Annotated in this window: 16 protein-coding genes; 14 read left to right on the top strand and 2 right to left on the bottom strand. The window is 25.3% G+C overall.

What is annotated here, in order from left to right; genetic code table 4:
* The first annotated feature begins 21 nt into the window (after positions 1 to 21).
* The 13 genes from AACL01_RS02615 to AACL01_RS02555 all read left to right on the top strand — a co-directional run bounded on the left by AACL01_RS02615 (position 22) and on the right by AACL01_RS02555 (position 13,395).
* A complete protein-coding gene (locus AACL01_RS02615) occupies positions 22 to 1,833 on the top strand; it encodes an ABC transporter ATP-binding protein (protein WP_339022539.1) in 1,812 nt (603 codons plus the stop codon).
* Positions 1,834 to 1,848: 15 nt separating this feature from the next.
* The gene (locus tag AACL01_RS02610) at positions 1,849 to 2,154 is read left to right on the top strand and encodes a PTS lactose/cellobiose transporter subunit IIA (RefSeq protein ID WP_339022538.1); all 306 of its coding nucleotides are present in this window, start codon (positions 1,849 to 1,851) and stop codon (positions 2,152 to 2,154) included.
* 17 nt (positions 2,155 to 2,171) lie between these two features.
* Complete coding sequence (locus tag AACL01_RS02605; RefSeq protein ID WP_339022537.1) at positions 2,172 to 2,939, top strand: Pr6Pr family membrane protein; 768 nt, start codon at positions 2,172 to 2,174, stop codon at positions 2,937 to 2,939.
* A gap of 88 nt (positions 2,940 to 3,027) precedes the next feature.
* Positions 3,028 to 3,972, top strand: a complete 945-nt coding sequence (locus AACL01_RS02600; RefSeq protein ID WP_339022536.1) for an ROK family protein — start codon at positions 3,028 to 3,030, stop codon at positions 3,970 to 3,972.
* Positions 3,973 to 3,984: 12 nt separating this feature from the next.
* On the top strand, positions 3,985 to 4,809 hold the full coding sequence (locus tag AACL01_RS02595) for a hypothetical protein (protein ID WP_339022535.1): 825 nt from the start codon (positions 3,985 to 3,987) through the stop codon (positions 4,807 to 4,809).
* Complete coding sequence (locus AACL01_RS02590; RefSeq protein WP_339022533.1) at positions 4,809 to 6,947, top strand: PTS transporter subunit EIIC; 2,139 nt, start codon at positions 4,809 to 4,811, stop codon at positions 6,945 to 6,947. Before AACL01_RS02595 ends, AACL01_RS02590 begins: the two co-directional genes overlap by 1 nt.
* A gap of 8 nt (positions 6,948 to 6,955) precedes the next feature.
* Positions 6,956 to 9,055, top strand: a complete 2,100-nt coding sequence (locus AACL01_RS02585) for a PTS transporter subunit EIIC (RefSeq protein WP_339022531.1) — start codon at positions 6,956 to 6,958, stop codon at positions 9,053 to 9,055.
* A gap of 7 nt (positions 9,056 to 9,062) precedes the next feature.
* Positions 9,063 to 10,160: a MupG family TIM beta-alpha barrel fold protein gene (locus AACL01_RS02580; protein WP_339022530.1), complete on the top strand. Its 1,098-nt coding sequence runs from the start codon at positions 9,063 to 9,065 to the stop codon at positions 10,158 to 10,160.
* A gap of 162 nt (positions 10,161 to 10,322) precedes the next feature.
* Positions 10,323 to 10,895 carry a translation initiation factor IF-3 gene (gene infC, locus AACL01_RS02575; protein WP_339022529.1) on the top strand — a complete coding sequence of 191 codons (573 nt, stop codon included), beginning with the start codon at positions 10,323 to 10,325 and terminating at the stop codon, positions 10,893 to 10,895.
* Entirely contained in the window at positions 10,876 to 11,067 is a 192-nt protein-coding gene (rpmI, locus tag AACL01_RS02570; RefSeq protein WP_339022528.1) for a 50S ribosomal protein L35, read from the top strand. The genes infC and rpmI overlap by 20 nt, the downstream gene beginning before the upstream one ends.
* A gap of 9 nt (positions 11,068 to 11,076) precedes the next feature.
* Positions 11,077 to 11,436, top strand: coding sequence for a 50S ribosomal protein L20 (gene rplT, locus AACL01_RS02565; RefSeq protein ID WP_339022527.1), 360 nt, complete (start codon positions 11,077 to 11,079; stop codon positions 11,434 to 11,436).
* Positions 11,437 to 11,470: 34 nt separating this feature from the next.
* Complete coding sequence (locus AACL01_RS02560) at positions 11,471 to 12,379, top strand: ABC transporter ATP-binding protein (RefSeq protein ID WP_339022526.1); 909 nt, start codon at positions 11,471 to 11,473, stop codon at positions 12,377 to 12,379.
* A gap of 11 nt (positions 12,380 to 12,390) precedes the next feature.
* Positions 12,391 to 13,395, top strand: a complete 1,005-nt coding sequence (locus AACL01_RS02555) for an ABC transporter permease subunit (protein WP_339022524.1) — start codon at positions 12,391 to 12,393, stop codon at positions 13,393 to 13,395.
* Positions 13,396 to 13,434: 39 nt separating this feature from the next.
* On the opposite strand, the gene trpS is transcribed toward AACL01_RS02555, so the two are convergent.
* The gene (gene trpS, locus AACL01_RS02550; protein WP_339022523.1) at positions 13,435 to 14,427 is read right to left on the bottom strand and encodes a tryptophan--tRNA ligase; all 993 of its coding nucleotides are present in this window, start codon (positions 14,425 to 14,427) and stop codon (positions 13,435 to 13,437) included.
* Positions 14,428 to 14,498: 71 nt separating this feature from the next.
* On the opposite strand from trpS, the gene AACL01_RS02545 reads away from it, so the two are divergent.
* Positions 14,499 to 15,287 carry a hypothetical protein gene (locus tag AACL01_RS02545; protein ID WP_339022522.1) on the top strand — a complete coding sequence of 263 codons (789 nt, stop codon included), beginning with the start codon at positions 14,499 to 14,501 and terminating at the stop codon, positions 15,285 to 15,287.
* Here the strand turns inward: AACL01_RS02545 and AACL01_RS02540 are convergent.
* Positions 15,284 to 15,583 carry a rhodanese-like domain-containing protein gene (locus AACL01_RS02540; protein WP_339022521.1) on the bottom strand — a complete coding sequence of 100 codons (300 nt, stop codon included), beginning with the start codon at positions 15,581 to 15,583 and terminating at the stop codon, positions 15,284 to 15,286. The two genes, AACL01_RS02545 and AACL01_RS02540, sit on opposite strands and share 4 nt — an antisense overlap.
* Between the last annotated feature and the right edge of the window lie 69 nt (positions 15,584 to 15,652).

Below are 15,652 nucleotides of genomic sequence, written 5' to 3'. Positions count from 1 at the left end.
TATATTAATGAGGATAAAGAAGTGACTAGAAAAAAATTTGACAGTGTAAGAGCATTTAAATTCAGCAAAATGTGAGATGGTTTCATGATGGTTAAAGACATTATGAAAGATCACAAATTTTTGTTTTTCATGTATGTTTTTGTTTGCTTTGCAGAAGTATTAACTTTAGCCATAACACCGTTTACAATTAAAAGTTTAGTTGACTCTTTAAACACCCTAAATTCAAATGGTGGTAAAACATTTTTTGGAACAGCACTTAATTGAAAAGAATGAATTTATGTTAATTTAGCGGTTTATGGAATGACCGTAATTTTAGAGTTTTTTTTAGATTATATTGGATTTAGATCACAAAAAATTATTGAAGTAGGATTAAGAATGCAAGCACTTGTTAACCTAGTTGAAATTGATATGAGTTATTATTCAAAAAACCGTCTAGGTGAAACAATGGCAAAAATTATGGGTGATTCTAATGCTGGAGCCGAAACATTTATGAACTTTATTGTTAACTTTGTTTATACAGTTTTCTTAAACATTTTCTTAATCGCAAGTTTATTTTTAATTGATGTAGAATTAGCAGCATTTGTAACAGGAATATTTTTTGTATTATTTATTATTACTTGATTAGTGTTTATTTATTATCGAAGAAGTTTGATTGTTGCTATGGAAACAAGATTAAATGTTGATTCGATCATGACTGATAAAATTGTTAATGTTAGATTAATCAAAGCTACAGGAAATGAAAATGAAGAAGTTAAAAATTTTCATAAACTTCATGATTATTGAGGTAAAAAAGTAAATACAACAATATGATATGGATCATTTATTAATGTAATTTCAGTTTTAGCTGGAACTGCAATACCAACATTGTCAATTGCTTTTATTGTTATTTTTAGAAAAGATGACCCAAATGTACAAATTGCTTCATTAATTACTTCATTTTTAATGATTTCAATGATGATGGCATGATCAATTCAACAACTTCCAATCACAATTCGAAGTTTAACGAGATTTTGTAATTGTTGTCTTCGTTTAAAACAAATCATTGATCCTAAGTCAATATTAGATTTTACAAAAGCTAAAAAACCAATTGATGAAATAGAAGAAATCAAACTTGAAGATATTACATTTGTTTATCCTGAAGATGATGGTCAAAAAACAATTATCGAAAATTTTAATTTCACTTTTAAAAAAGGAAAATCATATGCTTTTGTTGGAGAATCAGGTATAGGAAAATCAACTATTTCTAAGTTGTTATTAAGACTATATGATCCTTACAAAGGTGTTGTAAAAGTTAATGGTATTGATTTAAAAGAAATTGATTTATCACATTACTTACAACATGTTGGATATGTTGACCAAGAACCACAAATTTTATTTGGAACAGTTTTAGAAAATTTAACATACTCAATTAAAGACTGAACAATGGAACAAGTTATTGAGGCTGCAAAAAAAGCTTCATTTCATGAGTTTGTTTTAAAACTATCTGATGGTTATGACACCATTTTGGGTGAACGCGGATTTATGTTGAGTGGTGGACAAAAACAGAGATTAATTATTGCGAGAATGTTTTTAAAAAATCCTTCATTAATAATTCTTGATGAAGCAACTTCTGCTTTAGATAATGTTGTTGAAAAAGAAATTCAAAAATCTTTAGATGAACTTTCAAAAGGAAGAATGACGGTTGCAATTGCTCATAGATTGAGTACAATTAAAAATGTTGATGAAATTTTAGTTTTAGGAAGAAACAAAAATATTATTGAAAGAGGAAGTTTTACAGAGTTAATCAAACTGGATGGTCAGTTTGCAAAACTATATAGACTAGGAATGGTCTAGAGAGGATATAAATATATGAATTGGGAAGAAATATCATTTGGAATTATTACTGCTTCAAAATCAGCTAGTACATTAGCTTTTGAAGCAATTGGTGAGGCTAAAAAAAACAATATTGAAAAAGCAAATGAAATATTAAAGAATGCACATTCAGAATTAGACATGGCAAGAAAATTTCATCAAGATGTTGTTGCAAAAGAAGCAAACAATGAAAGGGTGGAGTATAATGTTTTATATATCCATGCTGAAGATCAAATATCAAATACAGAAACAATATTATTGTTAGCAAATGAAATTATTAATTTATGAGAAACTAAAAAATAATTTAAACTGAGGTAAAAGTGTTCACAATAAAATTTCAATTTTTTAAAGAATGAAAATTTTGATATAAATTCATAATCGCAACGTTAATTTTTGTTGCGGTTTTTTATCAATTTATTTATCAATTAGTAAATCCAGATATTATTTTCAAACAAGATAATGATAAGAATTTTTATAGTCAATATGATTATTCTTCTCTTGTTGTGCATTACTTTTCTTTTTTTACAACTCAATCAAATATGCTGGTTTGTGGATGATTATTTTATTCTGCATTTAATCATGATAAAGAGGGCAAAAAGAAACTATTAAATATTAATTTTTCAGTGGCTGTTGCAACTTATATTTCTGTAACATCATTGATATTTAATTTTATGTTATTACCAGTGGAAATGTTTAAAGAACATAGCGATCCCAAATATCCAGGAAATTGAAGTTTTAGTAACTGAACTTGCAGTGAAATTTTACATACCATTGGTCCCATTGCAACAGTGGTATATATTTTATTATTTATGAATTTTGAAAATCATTGTTTATCAACAAAATTATATTTAAAAAAACAATTTCCTAAAATTTTAGTTTATCCATTAATTTATGGAATTTATATTTTAATTAGAAATGAAATAAGAGTGGCCTCAAATAAACCAAGAGTTACAAACACACCATACTTTTTCATGGATGTCAGACAAAATATAATATGATTCTTTTTATCATTAATGATTATTGTTTTTATCCTTATTTCGTTTTCAATATTGTATAATTTTGTTATTAAAAAACGTCTAAATAAATAGCAAAAAAAGCACCTAAAAGTGCTTTTTTTATGCTCTAAAATGATATAATTATATACAGAAAAGTAGTGCAAATGAAAGGCTTTAATATATGTCAAAATATGTTTTATCAGTAGATTTGGGCGCTACCACAGCGAAGTGCTGCGTTTTTAAAAATAACGAAATTTTAAAAGAATTTGTTGTTGAATCTGGGCAAAAGCCAAACATTGTAAAAAGAATTTTTGAAAAGTTTAATGAACTAAATAATTTTTTAAAAATTAATAAATTAGAGTATATTTGTTTTGCTGTATGCGGAGTAGTTGATAACAAAACTGGAAACGTTTTATTATCAGTGAATTTAGGTTGAGAAAATTATCCACTAAAAAAAGAAATTAAAACTATTTTTAATGTGGATAATGTTTTTGTTTTAAATGATGCAAAGGCTGCGATTTATGGTGAATGGTCAAAATCATTAAACAAAGAACCAACTTCAATGTTAATGTATACAATTGGCACCGGAATTGGTGGAGCAGTTATTTTTGATAAAAAATTAGTTTTTGGCGATAACGCATTTTTGGCCAGTGAACCAGGACATGGTGGTGGTTTTCAAAACACAAATGAATGTTCATGCAAATTAAGCGGGTGTATTGAACCAATTTCTTCTGCTACAGGAATTGAAAGAATTTTAAATGAAAAAGCAAAAACTTCTCATGGTGAACTAAATAAAATTTATTGTTCTTTAAATAGAACAATAAAAATAATTGATATAAAAGATTTGTTTAAAAAAGATGATCAAGAAACTATAGAGATATTTAAATATTGTCTTGAACCACTTGCAAAACAAATTGCTATATTAACACACGTATTTGATTTTTCTTGTATTGTAGTTGGTGGTGGACCCTCACAACTAGGAATCAAGTTAGTAACTATAATAAAAGAACATTTAAAAAAATATTTATTGCCAGATTTTTTTAAAAAAATTAATCTAAGAATATCTAATATAGGTAATTTAGCAGGAGCAATAGGTGCTTTTGAATTTGGGAAAGATAATATATAGAAAGGGATAATTATGAAAAAATCAGTTTTTAGATCACTATTAGCAGGAGCAATTACTTTATCAATTGTTTCAACAAGTATCTTTTTAGTTTCTTGCAATCCTTCAACTAAAAAACTTAAAGCTATTAATAAAATAAATTATCAAGAATATTATGATGAAAATATTGAAGAACATCCTGATCATATTCTTAATTTAGTTATTAATGATTTTAAAAGTTATGAAAATGCATTTTATAAAAATTTTTTCAAAATAAATAATGATGAAAAAATTTTTGATTTTCAAAATAATTCCAAATATTCAGAATTATTACTTAAAGAAAATAATAATTCTGAAAATGATGCTATTGATCGCAAAGATATTGTTTCTAAAACCTTTAATGTTATTGGTGCTGATTTAAATTTTGAAAAAGGATTAATGTATAGTTTAGTAATTCGAACAAATAAAAATAATAATCTAAATAATATTAAAGAGGCATATAAAAGAGTTAAAGCAAAATTTAAAAAAGAAGAAATAAATAATTTGAAAATAAAAAATGTTTATAACTATAAATTTTATACAGAAATTAATCCATCTGATGCCAAAAAAATAGAACTTGATGAAAGATTGGAATTAAAATTTATGAAAAATATTTTTTTTCCAACCATTTTGGGTTTGCAAGCACCTATTTTTAGAGTATGAAATGAAAACGACAAAATTATTTTTGGAGAACCATATTTTAGAAAGTTAAGGTTTGATAGCTATTTAAAAAAACAAATAAAAAATCATCCAGAAGTCTTTGGGGTAGATGATTCAGTCAAAAAATATATTAACGAGCATAACAATGGAGGTATTAATTAATGGAATTAGTAGATTTTAATTTAGATTATAAAAAAAATATTCATATTTTGAACAAAGAAATACTTGATACAAAATTAGCAATTAAAAATAATCGAAAAAAAATTATAGACATTAAAGATGAAATTTATCATTTTAAAAAAGAAGTTACATGAACAATTAAATCTGTAAAAAATGAAACTAAGCAAGAAATAAAATTAATTAAGTCAGAAAAAACTATTTCGCTTAGAGACAAACAAAAAGAGATTAACAAAAAAGAAGTTTTACAAATGCAATCATTGTTTTTTTTAAAAAATAAACAAACTGAAAAACTAACTATTCTTTACGAAAAAATTGAACAAATAAAATTTGAAAATGACAATTTAAAAGTCAAAATAATGCAAATTAAAAAAGATATTGATGATTTAAAAGAAGAAATAAAAAAAATTCATTTAGCAAGATTAAATGATAAACAATACAATGAAACATTAACTAGATTTAAAGAAGTTAAATCAAATGTTAATAAAGAAAAAAGAATATTTAAAAAATTAAACAGAGAAAAAATTAATGATTTGTTTGAAACATTTGAAAAAAATAATAGTGACATTAAATATCCTAGATTTCAAATCTTTAAAATGAATTTATTGCAATTAAAACCTTTTAAAAATGATAAAGAAGAAAAATTATATGAATTATTAGTTGAATATAATAAAATTAAAAGCGAACAAAAATTTGTTATTGAACAAAGTAAAGAAAATATTAAAGCCTTCTCTAAACGAATTGATTTAAAATATGCCAATTTTAATATTAAAAAAATCTCATTAAATTTTTGAGAAAATACAATTTTTAGAACATATAAATTTACAAACAGTACGTTTATTTCTTCTCTAAGAAGTGGTTATTTTAGTTTAATTCCATTTATATTAATTGGTGCCTTTGCAATATTTTTTAATAATATTATTTTAAATGATAAGGAAGGTTCATGACTAAGCTTATTTCATTTAAGTAAAGGTTTTCATAATGTAATTAAAAATTTGGATGTATTTGGTGAAGTTTTATATAAATCAACTTATGGAATAATATCGGTTTTATTATGTATAACGGTTTCTATTTCATTATCAAATTATTATAAAATTAACAAACTAGTGGCAACTTGTACTACTCTTGCATGCTTTATTGTTATGATTCCCAACTTTGCAACTGATTTTGATTTACTTGGAACAAAAGGTTTGTTTATGGCAATAATTGTTTCTATGAGTGTAGTTTTTTTATATAACAAATTAAGAAATCTAAATAGATTTGCAACCATGAGATTTATTGCAATTAATAAAACAATTACAAAAGCAATTGAACCAATGATTTTAATAATAGTTTTAATATTGATTTATGCAACAATATCTTCGTGTGTTTATTTAATTGGTCGCGAAATTGGATTAATACAAATTGGGGAATTAAAACCAATAATTATCAATAACATGTTTGATGTTATTGAAGTGATTATTCAAAAAATCTTTAGTGTTTTAAGAAATAATATTTTTAACACATTTATAGTTATAATTATTTGACAATTTTTTTGATTTATTGGTGTGAGATCATCAGATATTATTAACCCAGCTATTGAACATGTAAATGATTCATTTGGTTCAGTTAGTGTTGAAAGTATTTATAATCCAAGCTTTTTAAGTCATGGTATTTCTGATGGGATTATGGCCTTATTAATTTTAATAATTTTATTTTCGAAAAGAAAAGAATGAAAATTTGTTGCATTAATTTCATTTATTCCAGTGTTTTTCAATATTAATGAACCAATCTTATTTGGTTTGCCAATTATTTTAAATCCAATATTCTTTTTTTCATTTTTAATTGCTCCAATTATTGGAGCAGGAATTGGTTATTTTGCAATGTATTATAATATTGTTCAATCATTTGATGAACAAGTTTTAAACTCAAATTTTCCAGTATTTATTGGTTCGATAATTACTACAAAAAGTGTTTTAGGTTTATTTATTTCAATAATAATTGTTTTATTACAAATGTTAATATATTTTCCAGTAATTAAAATTTCTAATAAAAATATTGATAAAGAATTAATTTATAAAGCAAATATTGATAAAGAACGACTTAAAAAATTAAACAAAAAAATTGATAGTTATTTAACATAGGGGGCGAAATGGAAAAGTTTTATAAATATCCCGAATTATTTAAAATTCGTAAAGATATATCTGAATACAAAAACGAAATTTTAATTTTAAAAAATAAAATTCAGTTAGTCAAAAATGAAATTCAAGAAAATGAGTTAACTAAAAATGAAGTTGAAGTGAATTTTAAATCTTTTAAAAAGGCTGAATTAATTAAATATAAAATTAAATTAAAAAAAGATTTAAACGCTGCTAAAAAAGAGCGAAAAGACATCAATAAAATTTATGAAGAATACAAAAATACAGTTGAAGTAAATTTGGAAATAAGTAAAAATAAAAAAGATGATGTTATTCTAAAAGAAGAAAAAGTAATTTTGAATTTGCAAAATGAATTAGCAGAACTTAGACTTAAAATTAAAGAACAAAAAAACAATAAGTTATTTTTAGAAAAAAAATTTAAGCAAGAATTTAATAAATTTAACCCAATAAGGCAATCAGATAAAAAACAAATAATTGAAAAAATTAAACAAGCCAAACTAGAAGCTAAACAAAATATCAAAAAAATTAAATTAGAGTTTAAAGAAAAAATAAACTTAATTAAAAAGTCTAATTTTAAAAGAAAAAATCAAAAAATTAATGAAGAAATTTTAAAAAGAAATGAATTAATTAGTCTTGAAAAAGAAAAAACAAGTGAACTTTTATTAGAAAAAGCCGCAATAGGAACTTCAAACAAAGTTACTTCTTTTAAAATGATTAAGAAAGCATATTTTTGATCTAATAGTAAAATGATTAAATCAAAATATGTTAACACAATTAAAGATACAATGTTGACGGTGCTCCCATTTGTTTTATTTGGGTCTTTATGTAACTTAATAATTAATGTTGTTTTAGACTTTGATGAAGGATCATTTTTTAACTTTTTTTACTTTACCAATAACGACAAAGTAATTATTGAAGATATAACAAATTTATTAAATTTTATAAGGTCGGCAACCATAGGTATGTTGGGATTAGTCATTGTGTTTGTTAGTAGTTACAAGTTTTCAAAATATTATGATTGTAATCAATTAATTAATTCAATATTGTGTGTAATAGTTTACATAATTTTAAACAATCCATTTATTAGTAATACATATACATTTGGAGATATTTTATCTGACAAAGGTATATTTGCTGGTTTTTTAATTTCATTTGTTGTAGTGCAATTAAACGATATGATTAGCAAAATGACATTTATTAAAAAAATTAATTTAAATAATATTGCTGCAAGTGAACTAAAAGAATCATTTAGAAATCTTGTTTCAATATCAATAATTATTTTTGGTTCAATTTTTATTGCATTTATTTTTTATACTTGCACGCCATTTTTAGATAAAATATCACCACACGATTTTCCAAAGACTAATAAAAAAAATTTAATGGAAGTTTTATCATGAATTATTGAATTGCCAATATACTTAATATGTAAATCAAATTATCTTTTAGGAAGTATATTGACAATTTCTTCTTGAAATATACTTACATGATTTGGAATTAATGCTTCATCAGTGCTAGGATTTTTATTTCAAGACTCATTGTTATTTGCAATTAACAAAGATCATCATCATTGACTAAATAATTTGTTAAATAATAACTTTATTCAATGTGGCGGAGCTGGATCGACTTTTGTGTTCGTTTTAGCGTTAATATTTTTTACAAAAAGAACTGACTTTAAATTAGTGGCAAAGTTATCACTTATATTTGCAATATTTAACATTAATGAACCATTGATTTATTGTTTACCAGTTATATTTAATTTAACATTCTTAATCCCATTAGTATTAGCACCAGTTATGGGATTAATAATTGTTCACATATCTATTATTGAAAATTTAATGCCAATTCCAACTAACATAACTGCTTGAACAACACCACCAATACTAGGAGCCTTTATATCATCTAATGGTTCAATTGGGGCTGTAGTTACAATAATACTAATACTAATTTCACAGTTTTTAGTTTATATACCATTTGTTTTATTAGACAATAAACTATATAAAAAGTTTTATATAAAAGATAATGAAAAAGAGTTAAGTTTAAAAGATAGAATTTTAAAAGATTATGATGAACAATTCTTTGGAGAATTAATGTAAGGAAAATATGGAAAAGAAAATTGGAATATCAATCTATCCAGAACAATCAAATTTTGAAAAGGATAAAGAATATTTAGAACTAGCAAAAAGTTTGGGTTACTCAGTTGTATTTACAAGTATCTTGCACTTTATTGCATCACCTGATGCCAAAGTTAAAGCACAACAAGTTTTAAAAGCATTAAAATATGCTAAATCAATTGGGTTTTATACAATTTTGGACGTGGAATATGAATCAATGAAATTACTTGGGATAACTTCAACAAACATGAGTGTGTTAGTTGAAAATGGTGTAGATTGCATTAGACTTGATTCACCTAGTTTGCCAGCAGAAGTTTCAGCGTTTACTCATAATAAAGAAAATATTAATGTGCAAATTAACATGTCAAACAACGATTCATTTATTGATAATATTATGGACTTTCAACCAATTACTAATAATTTATCAGGGTGCCATAATTTTTATCCCTTAGAAGATACTGCTTTACCATTTGATTTCTTTATGGAAGCAAATAAAAAGTATTTAAAATATCGTCTAAGAACTGCTGCTTTTATTGGTTCACATAGTGGAACTATGACAACTGCGGTGGGTTGAAAAGAATTACCAACAATTGAAATGCAAAGATATATGAGTGTTGAAGCACAAGCTAAATTGTTGTTTTACACTAATGAAATTGACACAATATTATTTGGTAATGCATATGCCACAAAAGAAGAATTGGAAAAAGTCGCAGCAGTTAATAAATATGAAATTACATTTGATATTAATCCTAAAAATATTACACCTGTTGAAAAACAAATATTAGAATTTAATCACTTCAGAAGAGGTGATATAACTGATAAGTTTATTCGTTCAACTATGACAAGAGTAGTCTTTAAAAATGAATTAATTAAAAAGCAAAATTCTAAAAAAACTTTTAATCGTGGAGATGTTGTAATTATTAATTCTACTGATGAAAAGTATAAAGGTGAATGTCACATAATTTTAGAAGATGGTTATGTTGATAAAAATGGCAAATACAATTATATTTGTTCTTTAAAACAAGAAGAACTTTGGTTATTAAATTTTGTCAAACCGTGATCACATTTTAGATTTAATTTAATTTAATAATGTTGATTTATAAAATTATTAATGTATTATTAAAATAGTTTAAAGCAAGAAGCACTAGCTCACCATTACTTTTAGGACATGGTTATAAATATTTATTTGATATTTTATTAAGTGTGCTATTGTTTTAAGCGAGCACACTTTTTATTTTGTGGGGGAAAAATGATCGAAAGCAACAAGGCTGCTAAAAAAAATGAAGATTTAGTTAATAAAGCTATTAAATCAAGAGAAGTCATAATTATTAATGAAGATGGTTCTAGAAAAGGACCATTAAACAAATTTGAAGCGTTAAAATCCGCTGAAGAAAATGGACTTGATATGGTTCAAGTTGGGCAGCAAGGAAATAACATCGCAATTGTAAAATTCTTAGATTATGGAAAATATAAATACGAACAAAAACGTAAACAACGTGAAAATAAAAAACACCAAAACAAAACAGAAAATCGTGAAATAAGATTAACTGTTGCAATTGGTGAACATGACCTTGAAACAAAGGCAAAAAAAGCCCGTGAATTTCTTTTAAATGGAGACCGCATTAAAGTGTCATTAAAATTTAGGGGAAGAGAAATTGCTTATCAAGAATTTGGATTAAAAACACTAGATCGTTTTTTTGATAAAGTAAAAGATATTGCAAAAATTGAAAAAGAAGCAAAATTAAATATGCGTTTCTTAGATATGTATATTGTTCCTAATAAAAAAACTGGAGGTAAAAAAGATGCCAAAGATGAAAACTAAAAAAGCATTAGCAAAAAGAGTTAAATTAAAACCAAATGGGACTTTAAAAAGAGGTAAGGCATACCGTTCTCATTTAGCACAAAACAAAACAACAAAACAAAAACGTCAACTAGAGAAATCAACAATAGTTAACAAATCAGATATGAAAAGATTGAAAGGGTTAATTCAATAGGGGTGTAATATGGCAAGAGTAAAATTTGGAAAAGTTACAAGAGCAAGAAGAAAACGTTGAATTAAAATGGCAAAAGGGTACTACGGTACTAAAAAAACTAGTTTTAAAAAAGCACATGAACAAGTTCAACGTTCAATGGCATATGCTTTTGTTGGTAGAAAATTAAGAAAAAGAGATTTCAGAAAACTTTGAATCATTCGTATTAATGCAGCGGTTAGACCACATGGTTTAAGCTATTCAAAATTTATGAATGGATTAAAATTGGCAAACATCAATATTAATCGAAAAATGTTATCTGAATTAGCAATTCATGAAAATGAAAAATTCTTAGCTATTGTTGAAATGGCTAAAAAAGCATTAGAAAAATAAATTATTAACATATTTTATATAAAGGGAGTTAGTTATGAACGCTATTCAAATAAAAAATGTAACAAAAAAATATCCTAACGGTGCTGGAAATTACGATATTCAATTTGATATTGAAGAAGGTAAAGTATTTGGATTTATTGGACCAAATGGTGCTGGGAAATCAACGTTAATTCGTCAAATTATGGGATTTGTAAAATCTGATAATGGATCAATTGATATTTTAGGAAAAGATGCATGAACTAAACGTGCAGAAATTATGAAAGATATGGGATATATTTCAGGAGAACCAATTGTTCCTGAAGGATATACTGGTGAACAGTATTTAAAAATTGTTTGCGGAATTAGAAAAAACGTTGAATGAGATTATGTTTTACAATTAGTTAAATATTTCGATTTCGATTTCAAAAGAAAAATTAAAAAAATGTCTAAAGGGATGAAACAAAAGGTGGCAATTATTGCAGCAGTTATGCATAATCCTAAAATTATAATTCTTGATGAACCAACATCGGGATTAGATCCTTTAATGCAACAACAATTCAACAGTTTAATGGTAAAACTAAAAACCGAACAAAAAGCAACCATTTTTGTTAGTTCACATATATTTTCAGAAATTGAAAAAATGTGTGACCGTGTGGGATTTATTAGAGGTGGTCACCTTGTTAAAGATTCATTAATGAAAGAGATTAAAAATTTTAATGGAGCCAATTATTTATTAACATTTAAAGATAAAATGTTATTTGAGCAATTTTGCAATACTTATAAAGAACAAATTACTGATATTAAAAATGAAAATTTACAATTAGTTTTTAATTTACAAACACAAACACAAGAATTTTTGATTAGTATTATGAATCAATTTAAAGTAATTGCTTTCAAAGAAATTGAAGCAAATATTGAAGATCAATTTATCGAATTATATGGCGATAAAATTGAAATGAATTAGGGGGCAGCGAGATGTTTAATTGAAGTTTTTTTAAAAGCCAATTCAAGCTTAATTTGAATAGAGCAATTGTATTTATGGTTTTATTTTTTATAATAAATGTAATTGCTATTTTTATTTCTGGAACATTAAATTACGACAATAATATTAGCAGTGTTGTCGATTATGGTTATAATGTGAAAGGTGAAAGTCAAAATGTTTCTTCTTATCGTGGCGAAATTAATGGTGCTTCAAAGATTCTAAATTGAACTAGCACTGGCGCATTTGCCTTCTTTATATTAGCAATTTTTATGTTTACTTCAACAACACAATTGTTTGTTAAAGAAGTTAGAAGGGGTTATATTGGTTCGTGGTTGTCATTACCCTTATCTCGTAAAATGATTTTACTAAATAAAGTGCTTGTAATTATTGTGCAAGAATTAATTATTATTTTGCCATCATTTCTATTATTAACATTTTATTTAATTGCATTAAATAATAATTTTGATACAAAAATTCATGGTAAAGTTATTGTTGAAAACTGATCTATAAATAAACCATATCAATATACATTTAGCAAAGATGATTTTAAATACTTTGAGTTTTTAACTTCAGGAAATATATTTATAAATATGTTTAATTCGACTGTTATGTTATTTCTAGCAGGAATCTTTATATTAACAATCTTTTTAACAATTAATATTATATTTGTTGATAAGGCTGGAATTAGAAAGGGTTTAATAGTTTTAATAATTGTATGAATTATTTTTGTCCCAATTGCAAATGCTATTATCAGCATGGCAGACATTAAAGCGTTATCATGATTAAAGCATTTTGAAATAAATGATTTAATTGCTAAACCATTTGATTACACTTATGATGGAGATAATAACCCTAAAGTTGACACATGAATAAAATCAGCTCATAAAAACAGTCATATTGCAAAAAATATTGCAGATTATTTAATTTCAATAATTGGACTATCAGGATTTGGTTTATTGTCAGTAAATAGATTTGATAAATTAAGTTTAAGTATTTAAAATAATATTAAAAAAATCACGAATGTGATTTTTTTTGTTTTATAAACCAATTTTTTTATAAACTAATGCTAATTTTTGACTGGCAAGTTTAGAAGCGGTTTGTTGTCCTTCTTTTAAAATATCATCTAATTTTGAAGAATTAATTAATTGTTTAAAGTTATTTTGAATTGTTGTTAGTAATTCACAAACAACATCGGCCACAGCAGTTTTTAAAACCCCATAATTTTGCCCTTGAAATTGCTTTTCACAATCTGACATCGACATATTTTTTAAAACACTATAAATTGTTAAAAGATTACTTACGCCAGGTTGATTTTCAGGATCAAATTTAACTTGATTAAGTGAATCTGTTATAGCGCTTGCAATTTTTTTACGAGCAACATTAACATCATCTAATAAAGAAATATATCCTTTAGCATTAGAAGATGATTTTGACATTTTTTTAGTAGGGTCTTGAAGATCCATAATTTTTGCACCGTGCTTTTGAATTGATTCAGTGGGAATTTTAAAAATTTCCCCATACTTATTATTCATTCTTGTTGCAATGTTTCTAGTTAATTCAATGTGCTGTTTTTGATCACGTCCAACTGGAACAATATCAACATCATATAATAAAATATCAGCTGCCATTAAAGTAGGATAAGTTAAAATTCCTGTAGGAATTTTTTCAGTCCCATTAGCAGTTTTAATATTAGCCTTATCTTTAAATTGTGTCATGCGCTGCAATTCACCCATAGTTGTGTGGCAACTCAAGACCCATCCTAAATTAGCATGTTCTTTAACTTGGCTTTGAATAAAAATAGTAGCACTTTCTGGTTTTAAACCACATGCAAGATAAAGTGCTGCTGCATGACGAATATTTTCTTGAAGTTGTTTTGGTTCAAAAGGAGTAGTTAATGCATGCAAGTCAGCCACAAACATAAAAACCTCATAATCTTTTTGATAGTCAACAATTTGCTTAATTGCACCAATGTAATTTCCTAAGGTAATTTTTCCTGTAGTAGTAATTGCACTAATAATTCTTTTTTTCATTTAATACTATATCCTCGTTGTTGTATAATTTACTTAATAAATAAATTATACAATTAAAATAAGGTGAATAAATGATTACATATAATATTATTAGAAATAATTATGAGAAATCAATTACCTTCGAAAAGGCATTGATTGCTGAACTAGATCAAGAAAACTTTCAAGTAGATGTGAAAAATCCTAAGTATGTTTTTGTCATTGGTGGTGATGGAACATTTTTACGTGCAACATCTTTGTATAATCAAATCTTAAATGATGTTATTTTTGTTCCTTTTAATTCCGGCGGAGTTGGTTATTACACTAATAAAAATCGAATGATTGATTTAGCAAATATTAAAACTCGAATTATTAATGAAGTAAAAAAACCAATTGAATACGATCTATTAGAAGTTGTAATAGATAATAAAAAAACTTATGTCGTTAATGAAATTAAAATGGGAAATTCTTCACACCCAATTGAATTTGTTATTAGTATTAATGATGTGTTTTTAGAAAAATTTAAAGGTGAAGGGGTGTGTGCTTCGACAGCAACTGGTTCGACTGGGTATATGCGTTCAGTTGGCGGATCGATTATTTTACCAAAAAATCAAGGAATTTATGAATTTATTGAAATAGCGCCAATTAATTCAAATCGTTATCGCACATTAAACTCCTCAATTATATTGACAAAAAATGATGTACTTTCATTAGAAACACCTTCAGAATTTTATGTTTTTCAAGACACAATAAAACAAAAATTAAAAAATAAAAAGATTATCATTAAAATTGCTGAAGCAAAATTAAAAATAATCTCTAACTTTGTAACCAATAATGAAACAAAAATTTTAAGAAATGTTTTTGTTCAAGATGATCTTGATTAAATTAAATGTTTATAACCGTAGATGCCTCGTTCTAAAACGTAGGCATTTTTATATCCTTGTTGTCTTAAAAAAATAGCAGCCTCACCACTTCGATTACCGCCATTACAAATAGTGACAATGTAGCGAGATTTATCAGTTCCAACAATATCTTCATAATTTTTTAGAAATTTCATAATTGGACAATTAATTGATGGTTCAATTTTTTCTAAACTTGAATATTCAAACTCAGAACGCACATCAACAACAATAGCTTTGTCCTTAATTTTGTCAAAATCTTTATTACTAATTAAATTCATTTAATACCTCCATTATTGGATGAGTTGTTAAATTAATGCTTTTTAAATTAAAACCAAAGTCTCAATGAC

The sequence above is a fragment of the Spiroplasma endosymbiont of Crioceris asparagi genome, from assembly GCF_964020035.1.
Lineage (GTDB): Bacteria > Bacillota_I > Bacilli_A > Mycoplasmatales > Mycoplasmataceae > TIUS-1.
This window is presented reverse-complemented; position numbering and strand designations above follow the sequence as displayed.